General features: G+C 58.6%; 14 protein-coding genes and 1 tRNA gene. 3 read left to right on the forward strand and 12 right to left on the reverse strand.

Annotation, left to right across the window (positions count from 1 at the left end):
- Positions 1-175 precede the first annotated feature (175 nt).
- Both F8N12_RS04255 and F8N12_RS04260 read left to right on the forward strand, forming a co-directional pair.
- Positions 176-1,954 (forward strand): acyl-CoA dehydrogenase C-terminal domain-containing protein, encoded by a 1,779-nt coding sequence (locus F8N12_RS04255; RefSeq protein WP_150579323.1) that lies wholly within the window; start codon positions 176-178, stop codon positions 1,952-1,954.
- 367 nt (positions 1,955-2,321) lie between these two features.
- Complete coding sequence (locus tag F8N12_RS04260; protein WP_003228885.1) at positions 2,322-2,480, forward strand: YqaE/Pmp3 family membrane protein; 159 nt, start codon at positions 2,322-2,324, stop codon at positions 2,478-2,480.
- Between the two features lie 130 nt (positions 2,481-2,610).
- On the opposite strand, the gene F8N12_RS04265 is transcribed toward F8N12_RS04260, so the two are convergent.
- The 10 genes from F8N12_RS04265 to F8N12_RS04310 all read right to left on the reverse strand — a co-directional run bounded on the left by F8N12_RS04265 (position 2,611) and on the right by F8N12_RS04310 (position 13,846).
- The gene (locus tag F8N12_RS04265) at positions 2,611-4,425 is read right to left on the reverse strand and encodes a S9 family peptidase (protein WP_150579324.1); all 1,815 of its coding nucleotides are present in this window, start codon (positions 4,423-4,425) and stop codon (positions 2,611-2,613) included.
- The gene (gene pqqE / locus F8N12_RS04270) at positions 4,391-5,533 is read right to left on the reverse strand and encodes a pyrroloquinoline quinone biosynthesis protein PqqE (RefSeq protein ID WP_191623112.1); all 1,143 of its coding nucleotides are present in this window, start codon (positions 5,531-5,533) and stop codon (positions 4,391-4,393) included. Before pqqE ends, F8N12_RS04265 begins: the two co-directional genes overlap by 35 nt.
- Before the next feature lie 4 nt (positions 5,534-5,537).
- The gene (pqqD, locus tag F8N12_RS04275) at positions 5,538-5,813 is read right to left on the reverse strand and encodes a pyrroloquinoline quinone biosynthesis peptide chaperone PqqD (RefSeq protein WP_150579326.1); all 276 of its coding nucleotides are present in this window, start codon (positions 5,811-5,813) and stop codon (positions 5,538-5,540) included.
- Positions 5,810-6,562 carry a pyrroloquinoline-quinone synthase PqqC gene (gene pqqC / locus F8N12_RS04280; protein WP_150579327.1) on the reverse strand — a complete coding sequence of 251 codons (753 nt, stop codon included), beginning with the start codon at positions 6,560-6,562 and terminating at the stop codon, positions 5,810-5,812. Before pqqC ends, pqqD begins: the two co-directional genes overlap by 4 nt.
- A 370-nt stretch (positions 6,563-6,932) precedes the next feature.
- Positions 6,933-7,844 (reverse strand): pyrroloquinoline quinone biosynthesis protein PqqB, encoded by a 912-nt coding sequence (gene pqqB, locus F8N12_RS04285; protein WP_150579328.1) that lies wholly within the window; start codon positions 7,842-7,844, stop codon positions 6,933-6,935.
- A 73-nt stretch (positions 7,845-7,917) separates the two neighbouring features.
- Positions 7,918-7,992 (reverse strand): pyrroloquinoline quinone precursor peptide PqqA, encoded by a 75-nt coding sequence (gene pqqA, locus F8N12_RS04290; protein ID WP_009045898.1) that lies wholly within the window; start codon positions 7,990-7,992, stop codon positions 7,918-7,920.
- A gap of 160 nt (positions 7,993-8,152) precedes the next feature.
- Positions 8,153-10,585 (reverse strand): pyrroloquinoline quinone biosynthesis protein PqqF, encoded by a 2,433-nt coding sequence (gene pqqF / locus F8N12_RS04295; protein ID WP_150579329.1) that lies wholly within the window; start codon positions 10,583-10,585, stop codon positions 8,153-8,155.
- A gap of 48 nt (positions 10,586-10,633) precedes the next feature.
- Positions 10,634-11,428, reverse strand: coding sequence for a carbon-nitrogen hydrolase family protein (locus F8N12_RS04300; protein WP_150579330.1), 795 nt, complete (start codon positions 11,426-11,428; stop codon positions 10,634-10,636).
- A gap of 12 nt (positions 11,429-11,440) precedes the next feature.
- On the reverse strand, positions 11,441-13,123 hold the full coding sequence (locus tag F8N12_RS04305) for a flavin monoamine oxidase family protein (protein WP_150579331.1): 1,683 nt from the start codon (positions 13,121-13,123) through the stop codon (positions 11,441-11,443).
- Positions 13,124-13,384: 261 nt separating this feature from the next.
- Positions 13,385-13,846 carry an Lrp/AsnC family transcriptional regulator gene (locus tag F8N12_RS04310; protein ID WP_150579332.1) on the reverse strand — a complete coding sequence of 154 codons (462 nt, stop codon included), beginning with the start codon at positions 13,844-13,846 and terminating at the stop codon, positions 13,385-13,387.
- A 156-nt stretch (positions 13,847-14,002) separates the two neighbouring features.
- On the opposite strand from F8N12_RS04310, the gene F8N12_RS04315 reads away from it, so the two are divergent.
- On the forward strand, positions 14,003-14,662 hold the full coding sequence (locus F8N12_RS04315; RefSeq protein WP_150579333.1) for a peptidase M41: 660 nt from the start codon (positions 14,003-14,005) through the stop codon (positions 14,660-14,662).
- 50 nt (positions 14,663-14,712) lie between these two features.
- Here the strand turns inward: F8N12_RS04315 and F8N12_RS04320 are convergent.
- Positions 14,713-14,789, reverse strand: a tRNA-Ile gene (locus F8N12_RS04320).
- A 15-nt stretch (positions 14,790-14,804) separates the two neighbouring features.
- Positions 14,805-18,551, reverse strand: coding sequence for an EAL domain-containing protein (locus F8N12_RS04325; RefSeq protein WP_150579334.1), 3,747 nt, complete (start codon positions 18,549-18,551; stop codon positions 14,805-14,807).
- Between the last annotated feature and the right edge of the window lie 29 nt (positions 18,552-18,580).

The raw sequence follows: 18,580 nt of genomic DNA on the forward strand, positions 1-18,580 counted from the left end.
GACCGTAGGACCAAGGCTTGCCCGCGATTGCGTTTTCACGAAAAAACGCCGATGACTAAAAATTACAAATTGGTCATGGCCTGACCCTATGTGTCGCAAAAGTTGTTGGGTTACACTCGGGGCCAGCGAAACACTATTCCTTCGAATCACCTGCTTAGATCCTGCGAGGTTTGCCATGGCTGACTACAAAGCGCCCCTGCGCGATATGCGCTTCGTCCTCAATGAAGTGTTCGAGGTCGCCAAGCTCTGGGCAGAATTGCCTGCGCTGGCCGAAACGGTCGACGCCGAAACGGTCGAAGCCATTCTTGAAGAAGCCGGCAAGGTCACCAGCAGAAGCGTCGCCCCCCTGAGCCGTGCGGCCGATGAAGAAGGTTGCCATTGGGCGGACGGTGCCGTCACCACGCCGGCAGGTTTCCCACAGGCTTATCAGACTTATGCCGAGGGCGGGTGGGTCGGTGTCGGTGGTGATCCGGCTTACGGCGGCATGGGCATGCCCAAAGCCGTTTCGGCGCAAGTTGAAGAAATGGTCAACTCGGCCAGCCTGTCATTCGGTCTATACCCGATGCTGACTGCAGGGGCCTGCCTCTCGATCAATGCTCACGCCAGCGAAGAGCTGAAAGCGACTTATTTGCCGAATATGTATGCCGGTCTCTGGGCGGGCTCCATGTGCCTGACCGAAGCGCATGCAGGCACCGATCTCGGCATTATCCGCACCAAGGCCGAACCCCAGGCTGACGGTTCCTACAAGGTCAGCGGCAGCAAGATCTTCATCACCGGCGGTGAGCACGATCTGACCGAAAACATTATCCACCTGGTGCTGGCAAAACTTCCGGACGCACCAGCAGGGCCCAAAGGTATTTCGTTGTTCCTGGTGCCAAAGTTCATGGTCAATGCCGATGGCAGCCTGGGTGCGCGCAACCCGGCCAATTGCGGCTCGATCGAACACAAGATGGGCATCCAGGCGTCTGCCACCTGCGTGATGAACTTCGATGAAGCCGTTGGTTATCTGGTCGGTGAGCCGAACAAAGGTCTGGCGGCAATGTTCACCATGATGAACTACGAACGTCTGGGCGTCGGCATTCAGGGTCTCGCGACCGGGGAGCGCTCGTATCAGAACGCCGTTGAATACGCTCGCGATCGTCTGCAGAGCCGTTCGCCGACGGGTGCGCAGAACAAGGACAAAGTGGCAGACCCGATCATCGTCCACCCTGACGTACGGCGGATGCTGCTGACCATGAAGGCGTCGAACGAGGGCGGTCGTGCCTTCTCCACTTACGTAGCCATGCAACTGGACACCGCCAAGTTCAGTGAAGACGCCACCACCCGCAAACGTGCGGAAGATCTGGTCGCGCTGCTGACGCCAGTGGCGAAGGCATTTCTGACTGACCTCGGGCTGGAAACCACCGTTCACGGCCAGCAGATTTTCGGCGGCCACGGTTACATTCGTGAATGGGGCCAGGAGCAATTGGTGCGTGACGTGCGCATCACGCAGATCTACGAAGGCACTAACGGCATTCAGGCACTTGACCTTGTCGGACGCAAAATCGTCGGCAGCGGCGGTGCGTTCTACAACCTGTTCGCTGACGAGATCCGCCACTTCACGGCAACGGCGAGCGCAGATCTGGTGGAATTCACCAAGCCGTTGAACGACGCAGTGACGATTCTTGACGAACTGACTGCCTGGCTGCTGGATCGCGCCAGATCCAATCCGAATGAGATTGGCGCCGCCTCCGTCGAATATCTTCAGGCATTCGGTTACGTTTCCTACGCCTACATGTGGGCACTGATGGCCAAAGCGGCCTTCGGGAAAGAATCCGAGGAAGATTTCTACGCGAGCAAGCTGGGTACTGCACGCTTCTATTTCGCCCGTTTGCTGCCGCGTATCCACTCGCTAAGTGCGTCGGTGAAGGCGGGCAGCGAGTCGCTGTTCTTGCTGGATGCTGCACAATTCTGAGGCCATGGCGCCATGTAAGCATTAGCTTACATGGCGTGCTGCTGTTCTCCCATTGGCGAAGATTGGATCCACGGCTAATCTACTGCTCATGGACGTCGCGCAGGAAGCGCAAAGCAACAACACGGACACGTAGGATTCTGCCAGGACGGCGGAGCGAAATGGATGTCAGGGAAACAGTCTGCAAAGCCCCGCTTCGGCGGGGTTTTCTTTTGCCTGCAGAAAAGTGGCCTGGCCAGCCCAGACCGAGATAGAAGCGCTTGCTGCTTCTATATCCGTACAAGCGATGTCAGCACTGAACCCTGCCGAGTGGCCAGGGTCGATTAGGTTGTGTGGCTCACACGAGCCAACTTAATCAGGAGCTGATCCCATGGACTTTATTCGAATCATCATCGCTATTCTGTTGCCACCACTGGGTGTGTTCCTGCAAGTCGGTTTCGGCGGCGCGTTCTGGCTGAACATTCTGCTGACTTTGTGCGGTTACATTCCAGGGATCGTGCATGCGGTTTACATCATCGCCAAGCGCTGAGTATTACGGCGGCAGGTAGATCGCTTTCGCGAGCAGGCTCGCTCCTACAGGTTTGGTGTCATTAGCACGATGTACGGCACGACATAAAACTGTGGGAGCATGGCTTGCCCGCGGATAACGCGACGCGGTTTCAGCTCTGAAGCCCCATCACCCGCCGATAAAACAACCACTCCTGCTCCAACGCATGCGCCTGATTTCCGGCCTTGCGAAAGCCGTGACGTTCATCTGCGTAGTAATGCGCTTCCACCAGAATGCCGTTTTCCTGCAGCGCCTCAACCATGTCGCGAGTCTGCTGCGGCACTACCACGGCATCCAGTTCTCCCTGAAAGAAAATCACCGGCACGCTAATATTGTCTGCGTGCAGCAACGGTGTTCGCGCGGCGTAACGCTCGGCGTCGGCTTCGGGATCACCGATCAGCCAATCCAGATAATCCCCCTCGAATTTATGCGTTGCCTGGGCCAGTGCGACGGGATCGCTGACGCCATACAAACTGGCACCGGCGCGGAATACCTTGTGGAATGCCAACGCACAGAGAGTGGTGTAGCCGCCTGCGCTGCCGCCGCGAATGAATGCCTGATCGCCATCGATCAAACCGCGATCAGCCAGATGGCTGACCACTGCGCAGGCATCTTCGACATCCACCTCCCCCCAGTTTAAATGCAGCGCCTGGCGATACTCGCGACCGTAACCGCTGCTGCCACGGTAGTTGAGGTCAGCCACGGCGAAACCGCGATGCGTCCAGTACTGGATGCGCGGGTCGAGCATCGGGTAGCACGCCGATGTCGGACCGCCGTGGATGAACACCACCAGCGGCGGTTTTGCCAGCCCGGTCATTTCGGGATAAAAGAAGCCATGCGCCTCGCCCGCGCCGCTCGGATAACGCAGCGTCTGCGGCACACTGATTTGCCCGGCAGGTAGTGGCGCAACACCGCCAGCCAGCACGCTTGGCTGCCCGGTGTTGCGGTTGATGGTGATCACCGCTGCCGGGCTGATCGGCGAGGCGGCAATGCAATAGATGAACTGCTGATCGAGTGCGAGGCTGCGAAAACGGCTGTAGTCACCCGTGAAGTCTTTATCGCCAAGGCTCAGTCGGCCAAAACCGTTTTCGGTCCAACTGGCCAGATAAGTGTCACCCGCTAGCGGTAGCCAGGTGCAGCCGCCTAATTGCCAAGGCGCGGGGCCATGATCGGCGGCGGCGCTCGGCAGCGGACGCAAACCTTGCGCCGATTCAACCCATGGCTGCCAGAACCCGTCACGATCAGAAAGACAATACAGACGACTACGGTCATCGAATCGCGGTTGTTGCAGCGACTCGTCGAAATCATGGCCGGCCACGCAACGCGGTTGGCTCAAGCGGCCATCGCCGTCACGATCAGCGACCATCAAGCGAGTCGCTGTCCAGGGTTGATCGGGTCGGCTCCACTCTATCCAGGCCAGCCGCTGACCATCCGGGCTAAGCGTTGGCGCGGCGTAAAAATCCGCGCCTTCGGCCAACAGATGGCGCGTGCCGGTTTCCATATCGATGGCCACCAGTCGATGCTGATCACCGTTTTCCTCAACCGCCAGCACCTGGCCATTGGCAAAGCGCACATCTCCGTAACGGCATGCGCTTGAGGTCAGCGCTTCAGGCGCTCCGACGAGCGACTGGCGATACACCTGTTGATCCGCCTCATTGACGAAAACAATGCCGTCATCGCTCAGACAAAACGCGCCGCCGCCATATTCGTACACCCGACTGCGCGCGCTGAAACCCGCGGGCGTCAGGCAATGAGCTTTGTTGTCGCGCCACTGCCAGATGCGGCACGCGCCGTCCTCGGGGCGGTACTCGTTCCAGAACAGGCCGTGCGGGCCGACTTGCAACTCGGCGAAGTCGACACCGGCGGCCACGGCTTTAGCGGCGCTGAAGGATTCAGCTTTTGGCGATGAGGCGTGAGTTTCGTTCATTGCGAAAGGCCAGTTGTTCGATGGTTTGAGTCGCGTGCTCGGCTTCTTCGCGGGCCGTCAGAATCACGCCGTGATGTGGCGACTTGCTGCACACCGGATCGGCATTGCTCGCGTCACCGGTGAGCATGAAAGCCTGACAGCGGCAGCCGCCGAAATCCTTTTCTTTCTCGTCGCATGAGCGGCACGGCTCAGGCATCCAGTCGTAACCGCGAAAGCGGTTGAAGCCGAACGAGTCGTACCAGATGTGCTGCATGCTGTGGTCGCGCACGTTGGGAAACTGCACCGGCATCTGTCGGGCGCCATGGCATGGCAGCGCAGTTCCGTCCGGCGTAACGGTCAGAAAAATACTGCCCCAGCCGTTCATACAGGCTTTCGGACGTTCTTCATAATAATCCGGCGTGACGAAAATCAACTTGCACGGATGACCTTCGGCTTCCAGCTTCGCCCGGTATTCATTGGTGATGCGTTCAGCGCGAACCAGTTGTTCCTTCGTCGGCAACAGCCCGACCCGGTTGAGCTGCGCCCAACCATAGAACTGGCACGTGGCAAGTTCGACAAAATCCGCTTCCAGAGCGATGCACAGCTCGATGATGCGATCGATCTTGTCGATATTGTGTCGATGGGTGACGAAGTTCAGCACCATCGGATAGCCATGGGCTTTCACTGCGCGGGCCATTTCCAGCTTCTGTGCGAAGGCTTTTTTCGACCCGGCCAGAAGATTGTTCACCTGCTCGTCACTGGCTTGAAAGCTGATCTGGATATGGTCCAGACCGGCCTTTTTGAAATCGCTGATTTTCTGCTCGGTCAGACCTATGCCCGAGGTGATCAGGTTGGTGTAGAAACCCAGCTTGCGCGCCTCGGCGATCAATTCGGCCAGGTCCTGACGCACTAACGGTTCACCGCCGGAAAAGCCCAGCTGTGCCGCGCCCATATCCCGTGCTTCGCGAAACACCTTGATCCACTGCTCGGTGCTCAACTCTTTGCCTTGCTCGGCGAAATCCAGCGGATTGGAACAGTACGGACATTGCAGCGGGCAGCGGTAAGTCAGCTCGGCCAGCAACCATAGTGGCAGGCCGATTTCCGGCTTGGGCGGTAACTTGTCCGACACGGTATCAGGCAAGTTCGATCCAGTGCTCAGCACGGGCGACCTCCATGAATTGCTCGATGTCTTCACCGAGTTCGGGCACCCCGGGGAACTGCGCGTCCAGTTCGGCAATGATCGCGGCGACGTCGCGCTCGCCGTCGATCAAACCACCAATCAGCGCAGCGCTTTCATTGAGCTTGATCATGCCCTCCGGGTAGAGCAATACGTGGCCTTTCTGCGCCGGTTCGTACTGGAAGCGATAACCGGGACGCCAGGTCGGGGTCTTGCTGCGGTCGAAGCTCATAACGTGATTCCTTTATGCCAGACCCGTTGTTCGGTGACGCTGTGATACGGCGGGCGATTCAGTTCGTAAGCCATGCTCATGGCATCGAGCATGCTCCAAAGAATGTCCAGTTTGAACTGGAGAATTTCCAGCATGCGCTCCTGGCCGGCGCGAGTCGTGTAGTGCTGCAAGGTGATTGCCAGTCCGTGTTCGACGTCGCGGCGAGCCTGGCCCAGACGCGTGCGGAAATATTCGTAACCGGTCGGGTCGATCCACGGGTAATGCTGCGGCCAGCTGTCGAGGCGCGATTGGTGGATTTGCGGCGCGAACAATTCGGTCAGCGAGCTGCTGGCGGCTTCCTGCCAGTTGGCGCGACGAGCGAAGTTGACATAGGCGTCGACAGCGAAGCGCACGCCGGGCAGCACCAGTTCCTGAGAACGCAACTGGTCCGGGTCGAGGCCGACCGCCTCGCCCAGACGCAGCCACGCTTCGATGCCGCCGTCTTCACCGGGTGCGCCGTCATGGTCGAGCAAACGCTGAATCCATTCGCGGCGGATCTCACGGTCGGGGCAGTTAGCGAGAATCGCCGCGTCTTTGAGGGGGATGTTCACCTGATAGTAAAAGCGGTTGGCGACCCAGCCCTGTATCTGCTCGCGGGTTGCCCGGCCTTCGTACATCGCTACGTGATAAGGGTGATGGATGTGGTAATAGGCGCCTTTCGCGCGCAGGGCGGCTTCGAAATCGGCGCGGGACAGCGGGGTGTCAGTCATTTCGGTTCTCCGGGTAGGACCGGTGGATACTTAGTCTCAGTGCTGGCTCCATCGCCAGCAGGCTGGCTCCCACATTCGACCTGATTACATCATCGAGTTCTGTGAGTACCTTGGGTCTGATTACAACACCGAACCCAGGGCGACCAATGGATCTGGTCGCAACACCAAACCCTGGGGGAGCCCATTGGATCTGGGTGCAGCACCAAACCCTGTGGAGCCTATTGGATCTGGTTGCAACATCAAACCCTGTGGGAGCCTATTGGATCAGGGTGCAGCACCAAACCCTTTGGGAGCCTATTGGATCTGGTTGCAACACCAAACCCTGTGGGAGCCAGCCTGCTGGCGATAGACCGCGCAGCGGTCTCGATTCTTACAGCACAATACTCATACCGTCATACGCCACTTCAACCTCACGCCGCGCCAACTCGGCGCGCTCCGGCGAATCTTCGTCGAGGATCGGGTTGGTGTTGTTGATGTGGATAAGCACCTTGCGCTGATCGGGCAACTGCTCAAGTACTTCGAGCATGCCTCCGGGGCCATTCTGTGCCAGATGCCCCATCTCGCGACCCGTGCGGGTGCCGACGCCACGGCGCTGCATTTCGTCGTCGTCCCACATCGTGCCGTCCACCAGCAGGCAATCGCTACCAGCCATGATTTCCAGCAGTGGTGCATCGACTTTTCCCAAGCCCGGTGCGTAAAACAGCTTGCCGCCGGTATTGAGGTCTTCGACGATCAGACCGATGTTGTCGCCCGGGTGCGGATCGAAACGGTGCGGCGAGTAGGGCGGCGCAGCGCTGCGCAACGGCAGCGGGGTAAACCGCAGATTCGGGCAGGCGGCAATGGTAAAGCTGCGATCGAGTTCGATGCGGTTCCAGCTCAACCCGCCGTTCCAGTGGGTCAGCATGGTGAACAGCGGGAATCCGGTGCTCAGGTCTTCGTGGACCATGTCCGTGCACCAGACCTGATGCGGGCAGCCCTCACGCAGGCTGAGCAGGCCGGTGGTGTGGTCGATCTGGCTGTCCATCAGGATGATCGCGCTGATGCCGGTATCACGCAGAGCGCGACCCGGTTGCATCGGGGTGAAACTCTGGAGCTGGGCACGGATGTCCGGAGAGGCATTGCACAACACCCAATTGACGCCGTCATCGGAAATTGCGATGGACGACTGTGTGCGGGCCTTGGCATTCAGGCTGCCGTCGCGAAAACCTGCGCAATTCACGCAGTTGCAGTTCCACTGCGGGAAACCGCCGCCTGCGGCAGAACCTAGAATCTGGACAAACATGGGGGCTCCATCTTTTCAACGCTGAAAATAAAAACGCCTCGGCAAACCGAGGCGCTGGACACACAGGACAAACTTAGCGGCTTGCGAAGTACATGGTGACTTCAAAGCCGATACGCAGGTCGGTGTAAGCAGGTTTGGACCAAGACATGAGAGTGCTCCTTTCAGGGATGGGACAGCTGATTCTATACCTATACATATAGTCCACCTCCGCGCGGAGATGTTCAGATAGTTAGGTGGCTATGTTACTCAAAATTACGGGGTGCTGGCCCGCGAAACTTTGAGAAAGCTCGTTGCAGCAGCGGTAATGATCATTTTCGCGCATGCCACTCGGCACTTGGCGTGGGGCCGGTGGCGAGGCAGTGCCAACCGCCTGCAGCCGATTTCAATCGCTGTACGGCAGAAACCAGCGCACCGTGCTCAGCTGTCAGAATCGCCAATGGTAGCTCCCTCAGGTATTCCGACGAGCGGCCTGCCAGTTTGCTCTGCCACATCAGCTCTGCGACGGCCGCGCTGGGCAATACGATGTAATCAAATTGTTCGGCAAGTGCTCGACGCTGCTCGACGAAAGTCGCTTCATCCATGCCGTCAACCAACGACTGCAGGCCGCTGAAGAACTGTTCCAAGTGCTCCAGTAGCTCCGAGGGTGCGACATTGGGAGACTGCACACCGAACACCAACCCGGTCTGTCCATGAATCTGTCGCAGCCCGCTGAATACCGCGTAACCCAGCTGCAATTCCACCCGTATGCGTTGGTAAAAAGGCGTCTGGGAAAAGTGCGCCAGCAAACGCCAGGCCGCTTCGTCAGCCAGTTCGTTGCTGGCCGTAGGACAAAATAGCAGCACGGCGTGTTCGCTGGAACCGGTATCGATTGTGCTCCAGACTTTGCGACCACCTAGCGACGGCGTGAGTGTCGGCTCACCGTCTGCGGTTCCGGGCACTCGACTCAGAGTGACGCTCAGTGCCGCTTGAGTCTGCGACGACATCCCGGTCGCGAGGCCATCCCAGTGTGCGGTTGACCAGAGCTGTTGCAGATTGTCAGACACCGCGCAGCGCTCGAGACACTGCTCGGGCAGTGCCTTGAGCAGCTGTCGAATCGGTATCAATGCCGGACTGCTTGAGGCTTGCTGTACGACGCCGGTTTCAGCTGACTTCAGCTCTTTCAACGCATGTTCGAGGACGATGGGCATCGGCTCCTGCAATCCCGTCATTTTCAGCAACCATTCATTTCCCGATGCGCTGAAGGAGAAATCCACGCCGGCCTGCCGCGCGTCTTCTGTCAGCGGTCGCAGGCGATTTTCCAGAAGAGTTTGCAGGCTGTCGGACACTGCCGACTCCAACTGCCAGCGCAGGTAAACAGCGCCTTCGACCGTATTATCCGGCAACGCCTGGCTGAATTGCATGGGCGAGCGTTCGCGACGATTGCGCAGACGATCCTGAGCAAAGGTCCGCAGCCCCCGGTGTTTGCTGGTTTGGCCACGGATCAGCCCCGCGCTGGGAGCCTCGGGCTCTGCCTGCAAAAAAGGATTAGGCGGCGGCAATTGCCATGGACCCGTGAAGTGATCCACAGCGCCGATCTGCTTGAGGACGGCGTTCAGCGCCGCTACGCCGTGCGCGGGTAAGCCATCTTCAAGCTGCGCGCAGTCCCATTGAGCGAGTTTCAAGGCACTGCTGATCTGTCGCTGGCGCTGTTGCACCTTTGCAAACTCGTCGCGCAGCGCGCTCCAGTCCTGCTGCGCGGCAAAAAAGCCCAGCCAGTCGAGCAGCAATTCAGTAATGGCGGGGGCGGCTGCGTCGCCCGGCAATGTAAATTCGATATGCAACAGCGCTTGCTCGGCGAACTGATACAGCGGTCTGGCGTGCAGCTGTTCAGCCAGGCCTCGCGCTCGCATTTCAGTAAGCAAACTGCCGGGCTTGTCCGCGTTCAGCCAGTGGCATAAAAAGGCCAACGCTTCTGTCGAAGACTGCGGCAGTGCTTCCAGAGCGAACAACAGATTCAGGCTGTTCGCGTTCACCTGTTGATAACTTGAATTGGCGTCTTCCATTAACAGGGCGGGCGCACTTTGCGGGACGTGTTCCGCAACTGGAATCGTGTCGCAGAAAACCATCGCCAGCCGTTTCAGCTCTTCGATGCTCTGTGGCCCTGCAAGGCTGAGAGTCATCTGCCCGGCCTGGTAGAACTGCTGATGGAATGCCTTCAGAGCGTGCTGAAACTCAGGTCGCTCAACTGGCAGACTGTCTCGGTTGCCCGCGTGGAATCCGCGCAGTGGATGGCTCGCCGACAGGCCATTGAACAGCGCCAGTTGCTGCTGCTCCCTGGCATCACCGGACCAGGCGACGAATTCCGCCTGCAGCACCTCTCGTTCCCTCTGCTGATCCTGAAGATTCATACGCGGATGAGCCAGCATGTCTGACAGGCGTTCCAACCCCCCGCTGAACGCGTGAGGCGATAACTCGAAAAAGAAGTCGGTGGTGCGTTCATTAGTCCGCGCGTTCACCTGCCCGCCATGCCGTTGCACGTAGGCCATCAGCGCTTGATCGGCGGGAAAACGTTCGGTGCCCAGAAACAGCAGATGCTCAAGAAAATGCGCCAGACCAGGCCATGCCAGCAGCACGTCATGACTGCCCGCCGCAACACGCAGCGCCGCCGCACAGCGCTTCAATTGCGGCGCATGACGCAGCGTCAGACGCAGGCCATTGGCCAGGGTTTCAGTGAAGAGGCTAGGGGCATTCAACGCAGGCATGAGCACTTCCAGAGCAGAGAAGCGCTAATGCTAGCGGATAACGATGGATCAGCGCTTGTTCAGCTCGCCATAAAGCTCAGGACGGCGATCCTGCAAATAACGATTGGCTGCGCGGGAATCGTCCATCAGCTGACGATCCAGCTCCCCGACAATCAGCGCTTCGTCCAGCCCGGCCAGGGCGATTTGACTGCCATCCGGTGCGGCGATGCTGCTTTGGCCGCAATACTGAATCTCGTCTTCATGCCCGCAGTAGTTGGCATAAGCCACGTAACACTGGTTTTCGAAAGCCCGAGAGCGCACGGTGACGTCAGCCACAAAGTCGTAAGGCACCATGTTCGCGGTCGGCACCACAATCAGCTCGGCTCCAGCCACTGCCAGCCGACGTGCGTTTTCCGGAAACTCCAGGTCGTAGCAAATCAGAAAGCCGATCTTCCAGCCGTTGAGATCGACCAAGGGCAAGTCAACACTGCCGGCGCTGAACATCGATCGATCCAGATCACCGAAAAGATGACTTTTGCGGTAATTGCACAGACGCTCGCCGTGGGCATCGATCAACTGCACCGAGTTGTAGATCTGTCCGTCTTCGGTTCGCTCGGGATAGCCATAGGCAATGGCCAGCCCGGCGGACCGGGCAATGCGGCCGATCTGTTGCGCCCATTCACCGTTGTAGACCTCCGCCAATACATTCACCGCATCGGAGCCAATGTTGTAGCCCGTCAGAAACATCTCCGGCAGTACCAACAGATCGGCGCCTTTGGCTTCCAGCGCAACCTGATGCAGGCGGTGCAGGTTGCCGGGCGGATCAAGGGGCAGCGGTGGGCATTGGTAAAGGGCTACGCGCATTTCAGATTCCTCTTACTCGGGCAGGGCGATCGGACCGATCTCGTTGAACACATCTCCTGGACCCGGGTTCTCGGCGTGAGTTTCACCGCCGAAGTGTTTCATGATCCCCCATACCGCATTGAGCGAGGTCTGCACTGCGCCTTCCACCCACGCCGGCGTCCACGAAACGTCGTCGCCAGCGATGAAAATCCCGCGCTGTTCGGCCGGCATGTCGTCCTGCATGAAGTGCGCATACATGCGTTGGTTGTAGCGGTAATGGCCGGGCAGGGCGCCTTTGAATGCGCCGAGGAAATGCGGGTCGGCTTCCCATGACACGGTAATCGGGTCGCCAATGATCCGCGCGGCAATGTCGACTTTCGGGTAGATCTTTTTCAGTGCGTCCAGCGCCAGTTTCACGCGTTTTTCCACCGGGTGCGGCAGCATTTTCAGCGCATCGCTCATCCACGAGTAGGACAGGCAGATCACTCCAGGCTTGTTGTCGCCGTTGTCGAACAGGTAAGTGCCGCGGGTCAAACGATCGGTAAGGGTCATGCTCATCAAATCGCGGCCGGTTTCCGGGTCCTTGTCCTTCCAGAATGGCCGGTCGACCATCACGAACGTTTTCGACGACTGCATGTAACGCGTGCGGTCGAGGGCCATCCACATCTTTTGCGAGAACAGGCTCTCGTCACATTCGATCTGGGTGGTCAGCAGCCAGCTCTGGCAGGTGGTCAGGACAGCTGCGTACTCGCGGGTGTCGCCATAGTTATCGGTAATCGTGAAACGACCGTCGGGTGCGTGGGCGATTTTTTTCACCCCGGAACGCGGCGCGCCGCGATGCAGCGAGCTGAGGCTGGTGCCTTCCGGCCAGTGCACGCAGCGTTCCGGTACATGACGCCAGATCCCCAGCGGCACTTGCTCGACGCCGCCGACTACCAAATGCTGGTGGTCGTCGCAGTTGGTCATGACCACGCGGAAGATTTCCAGCATCGAGTTAGGAAAGTCGGAGTCCCAGCCACCGGTGCCGAAACCGACCTGGCCAAACACTTCACGGTGATGGAACGAGAGCTTGGCGAAGGCTTTGGAGGTGGCGACAAAATCATAGAACGTGCGGTCATCCCACAACGGCACCAGGGTGTTCCACAACTCCTTAAGACGTGGCACGTCGCGGTCGCGGATCGCTTGCTGGATGTCGGAGAACTGCGAGCCGGCCTCAAGCGCATCCGCCCAAGCGTCAGCCACTTCCTGAAACAGGGCAGGAAGATCCGCCAGTTTTTGTGCGTAATGGGTTTTGCCTTCGATGTCGATGACGGTGCTGCCGGAAGCCGCTGTCAGCGGGTTCGGGAAAGGCTTGGTCTCGAGACCGAGTTTGTCCACGTAGTGATAGAACGCGGTGGATGAAACCGGAAAACGCATGCCGCCCAGTTCGGCAATGATGCCTTCGGCGCCATTGAACGCCTGTGAACGCAAGCGGCCACCCATCTTGGAAGCCTCGTAGACCACGGGTTTGAGGCCAATCTTCATCAGCTCGTAAGCGGCCACCAAACCGGCGATGCCGGCACCAACGATGGCCACTTCAGCGCCGTGATGGTGGGTCGGAATGCTGCCGATGCCGGCAGGGTGTTCGATCCACGTGTCGAAAGCGAACGGGAAGTCCGGGCCAAACACGGTGACCGGTTTTTTACCGTCTGCAGGATGGCGATTGTGCTTGTTCATGGCTGACCTTGCTGGCGACCGGACGCGGGGTGCGCGTCTGAGTATAGGAAAAGATGGCAGCCATTCTAGAGAGCGCAGAACACGTTAATAAGACGCAATGTGTCGTCGTTTTGCTAAATAAGCAACAGAAGTGACGATCGCAGACTGCACAATGATCAAAATGTGGGAGCGGGCTTGCTCGCGAATGCGTGATCGAATTTACAATAGTGCCGACTGACACGCCCTCTTCGCGAGCAAGCCCGCTCCCACAGAAGACCGTGTTTAAACGGGCTGCCCCCGATCAATCTTGCTGCTCAAGATGATCGAAGTCGTGGTCTTCTCCACCCCATCGACGCTGCCGATCTGGTCCAGCAGTTGATCCAGCTGCTCCGGCGAATCCGTGCGCAGCCACGCTACGTAATCAAATTCGCCACTGACCGCGCACAACTGCTGAACCTGAGCCATGGCGCTTAATCGCCGCAGCACTTCCTTGCCCGAGCGCGGCTGAACCGTGATCCCGACATACGCTTGCAACCCGCCATCCACCACTCGCTGGCCCAGACGCACGCCGTAGCCGGTGATGACCTTGGCCTTTTCCAGGCGGGCAAGGCGCGACGTGACGGTGGTGCGGGCGATGCCCAGTTGCCGCGCGAGCATGGCCACACTCTCGCGGGCGTTGATTTGCAGGGCGGCGATCAGTTGGCGATCGATTTCGTCGAGGACGGGCGGGCGCATGTCAGGCAAGTGTGTCTCCAGCGGCACATATCAATGGGTCAGCATGTTACAGGGACATTTAGGGTCGCGTTCGTTGGTCTAGCCTTTGACTGTTCATGCCATTCTTACCTGCGACAATTAGCCATAAGTCATCAGGGACCCAGGCTGCTACGTGAGGCGATGGATATGACCAACAAGATGCCATCCGCTGTGCGGGATCGCGCAGTGCAGATCGCGAACCATGAAATGGCCCACTACGTGGCGGCTCGCGCGCTGGGATTTGAAACGGGCGGCGTGAGCCTGACAGTTACCATGGACCTGAGGCACCGTGGCGGCGCGGCGATCACCCTGGCCCGACCCATTATGTCGATTGAGAACATGAAGGCTTATCTGGAGGCGCGAGTGATGGTCCTGTTCGCCGGCGTCATGGGACAAACGCTTTCGGCCAGAAGTGCGGTTGGTAAACGCGTCGACAAGGCGCAAGCGCTCGCCTTCCTGCGAGGAGAATTCGGCGCGGAAAAGGACTACGCAAAAATCAGAGAGCTTCTGCATCTGCTGCGCAATATCGAACATCCCGACACGGACGCTGCATCGTCCCGGCTGCTGACGGCGGAGCTCAAGGCGATCCATGATTCTCTCTGGCTGCGTACGCAAAATATCGTCGACAGACTGGCCGAGACGATCCTCGAGTCGGCATGCAGGCTGGTGGAAGGCATGACTTTGGTGGAGCAATGGGGCAGGGCGGGGGATACGTATGAAGGGGAGTTGACGCGAGAAGTGCTTGAGCGGTTGGAGTTAGTGCAGAGGATTCCGTTGTTGGCTCCAATGAATGCTACCAACGTCTGAAGCAGTCTTCAGACACGAAAAAGCCGCGCCTATAGCGCGGCTTTCTTGTTTGGTGGGCCCACACGGACTCGAACCGTGGACCAAAGGATTATGAGTCCTCTGCTCTAACCAACTGAGCTATAGGCCCTCAGTAGGCCGCGGATTATAGCGATGGTTTCTCGGCTGTGCTATCCGAAAAATCCATTACCTTTGTACGAAGAAACGTTGCTGCGAATTCTTCGGCGGGTAAGGGCACGCTGACGATGTAGCCTTGAATCTGTTCACAGCCCTGTGCGGCGAGGAATTGTTGCTGCGCCTGGGTTTCGACGCCCTCGGCGATCACGGTGAATTGCATGCTTCGGCCCAACGCGATAATCGCGCGGACGATCGCTGCATCGTGGGGATCGTCCGGTAATCCGCGGACGAAAGACTGATCTATCTTGAGGATGTCCAACGGCAGGCGTTTGAGGTAACTCAGGGACGAATACCCTGTGCCGAAGTCGTCGATGGCCAACTGCACGCCCAAGTGTTTGAGCTGATGCAGCACCGCCAGCGCTTCCTCGGCCTGGCTCATGATGAAGTTTTCCGTAATTTCCAGTTGCAACAAATCAGGTTGAAGGCCGTTGTCCTTGAGCAGTTGTTCGATTCGCCCCAACAGGTTTGGCTGACGTAACTGCGCGCCAGCGAGGTTGACCGACAGCGGTCCGAGGCTTTCGTAGCGTAAATTCCATTCGCACATCTGTCGGCATGCGGTCTCGAGAACCCAGTCGCCGATCTGCAGAATCATGCCGTTTTCTTCGGCCAGATGGATGAAGTGCTCGGGCGGTACGTCGCCGAAAGTCGGATGTCGCCAGCGGACCAAGGCCTCCGCACCCACCAGCCGATGGTCGATCAGGCTTATCTTCGGCTGATAGTGCAGCAATAATTCATTGCGCTCGATGGCCCGTCGCAGTTCATGTTCCAGCGCCACGCGTTCGCTGGCCTGGGCCGTGAGATCGCGCGTGTAGCTTTCGACACGGTTGCGGCCTTTGGCTTTGGAGCGATACATCGCCGCGTCGGCGTTCTTGACCAGCGTGGCGACATCGCAGCCGTCCTTGGGATACAGGCTGGTGCCGATGCTGGCGCTGATGAAAAACTCGTGCTCGCCGGCCTGGAAGGGGGCGCAGAAGCAATTGAGCAATTTGGTCGCGATGTGATCAGCATCGCTGGGTTGCTGCAAGCCGGGCAGGAGAATGATGAATTCATCGCCGCCCAACCGCGCAACCGTATCAATATCGCGCAATTGCTCCTTCAGGCGCACCGCGATGCCTTTGAGCAGCAGATCGCCGACCGGATGGCCGAGGCTATCGTTGATGTGTTTGAAGCGATCCAGGTCAAGGAACAGCACCGCGCCCTGTCCGCCGTTTTCCTGCTGATGATTCAGTGCGGTCTGCAGTCGGCTCTCGAACAGGGTGCGGTTTGGCAGCCCCGTCAGCGGGTCGTGATGCGCCTGGTAATCGAGTTTGGCCTGGGCATGCTTGAGGCTGGAAATATCCGCAAACACCGCGACAAAATGGGTAATGAATTTGTCGCGATTGCGCACCGCACTGATGGTCAGCCAGCTCGGGTAGAGTTCGCCGTTCTTGCGGCGGTTGGAGATTTCCCCCTGCCAATGGCCTTCGGCGGTCAGTTGGTGCCACATGGCTGCGTAGAAAGCGCTGTCATGTAAGCCTGAAGCGAGCAGGCGGGGCGTGTGCCCAAGCGCTTCGCTTTCGCTGTAACCGGTGATCTCGGTGAATGCACGGTTGACCGCGCTAATGTGCTGTTGAGTGTCGGTGATCAAAACACCCTCAGCGGTACTCTCGAACACGGTCGCGGCTTGTTGCAGTTTTTCCTGCATCAGGTGCCGCTCGGTGATGTCCCGTGCGATGGTCAGCATGCAGTTGTCGTCGCCAATCGGCAGCGGCCGGCTGGATACCTCGCAGAGACGAATCTGCCCGTCACTGCGGCGAATGTGGCAGCTGAAGTCGCGAACGAAGCCGTCCCGATGCAGCAGGTCTAACATCTGCTTGCGTTCGTTGAGGTTGACCCAGATCCCCAGTTCCAGCGTTGAGCGATCCACCGACATGGCGCTGTTGAACCCGGTGAGGCGGCTGAAACCTTCGTTCACTTCCAGCAGCAAACCGTCACTCTGTCGTGACAGCAGCAAACCATCGGGCGAGGCGTGAAAAGCCTTGGCGAATTTTTCCTCGGAGGTTTGCAGTTGCTGCTGGGTTTCCTTGAGCTGGCTGATGTCTCGCACCACCACGACCAGCGCAGGCGTTGTGTCGAGATCGAACGTTTCGGCTGAAATCAGACCGGTGAACAACTGGCCATTGTTGCGGCGAAAAGGCATCTCCAGGTTGCGAATGCTGCCGGCCTGCAAGCGCTGAAGCAGGCCCGGCCCGACTCCGGGTACGCCCCATATATTGAGATCCGTGGCGGTTTGACCAATGACTTCCTCAGCACTGAGACCGACCTGCTCTTCAAACGCTTTGTTGACTTCCATCAGGCAACCGTCGCTGAGCCGCGCAATCACCAGAATGTCCGGGCACTGCTGGAAGACCGAAGCAAATTTCTGCTCGGATAGCCGCAGTGCCTCTTCCGTGCGTTTGGCTTCGCTGATGTCGATCATCAGCCCGCGCATCACCGGCTCATGCCCATGCTCGATCAAGCTGACGATGTCACGCACCCACAGGCAACGGCCGTCCGCCGTGATCACGCGATAATCGAGAGAGTGGTCGCGACCGGCCAGCACTTCGCAATCACAGAAACTCTGCGCACGAGTGAGGTCAGCAGGGTGAATGATGTTGCGCCAGAAGCCGGGAATGAGCCAGTGAGACAGCGGGTAACCGAGCAATTCTTCAGCATGGGGCGAGACATAGCTGTAGGTGAAGTCGGTGATCCGCGCCTCCCAGGCAATCGCAGAAAGACTCTCCACCAAACCGCGATAGTGATATTCGCTGCTGCGAAGCTCCTGCTCCAGATCCACGCGCCGGGCGATTTCCGAACTCAACCGACGGTTGATGCGAATAACCACAGCCAGCATCGTGATCAGTATGAGCAGCCCGGGTACTCCGTAGACCAGCAAGTCTGACCAGAACGTTCGGTGGTCAAGGACGTTGCCTATCCAGTGTTCCTGAATGGTGCTGATTTCTGCGGGTGTCATGTCGGCCAGTACTTTGTCCAGAATGCCGACCAGTATCTTATTCTCCTGAGGCACAGCCATCGCCAGTTGATAGCGATAGGGTGTTTCGCCACTGACATACAAGCCGTCAAGCTTTAGCTGACGCAGGCTCCAGACACTTGAAGCGAGATCGCCAACCACCGCGTCCACTTCGTCAGTGGCCAGTGCCTGCAAAGCCGAGCTGACGTTGGGCATGGCTACCAGGTTCAAATCGGGGTGATGCGTGCGCAGCAATTCGTGGGGCGCGTAATTGTTCACGACAGCAATTTTGAGGCCGTATAGCTCTTCCAGTTTACGTGGCTGTGGGCCGCCGACATGGGCGAGGATGACGATCGGGAAATCCAGATAGGGCCGGGTAAATGACAGGAAGCTCTGGCGTTCGGGGGTCGACATGATGCCGGGCAACAGGTCGATCCTGCCTTCTTTGGCTTGTTGCAGCACGACCGTCCAGCTAACCGGCTCAATCGGTGTGAGCTTGATGGCCAGGCGTTGACGAATCTGATTGATGTAATCCGCCGCAAGGCCCTGGTAAAGACCCTGTTCATCGCGAAATTCGAAAGGTGGCCAGGATGCGTCAATACCCAGTCGTAAATCCGGGTGAGCTGCCAGCCAGCGACGTTCTTCGTCCGTCAGGGTCAGTGCGTTAGCCGTTGCGGTCCAGGTCATCATCGACAGCAAAAAAAGCACGGTCGGCACTCTGGGCATAACGGTCTCGTTACGGCATGGGGAATGGT

It is taken from the genome of Pseudomonas fluorescens, from assembly GCF_902497625.1.
Lineage (GTDB): Bacteria > Pseudomonadota > Gammaproteobacteria > Pseudomonadales > Pseudomonadaceae > Aquipseudomonas > Aquipseudomonas fluorescens_BQ.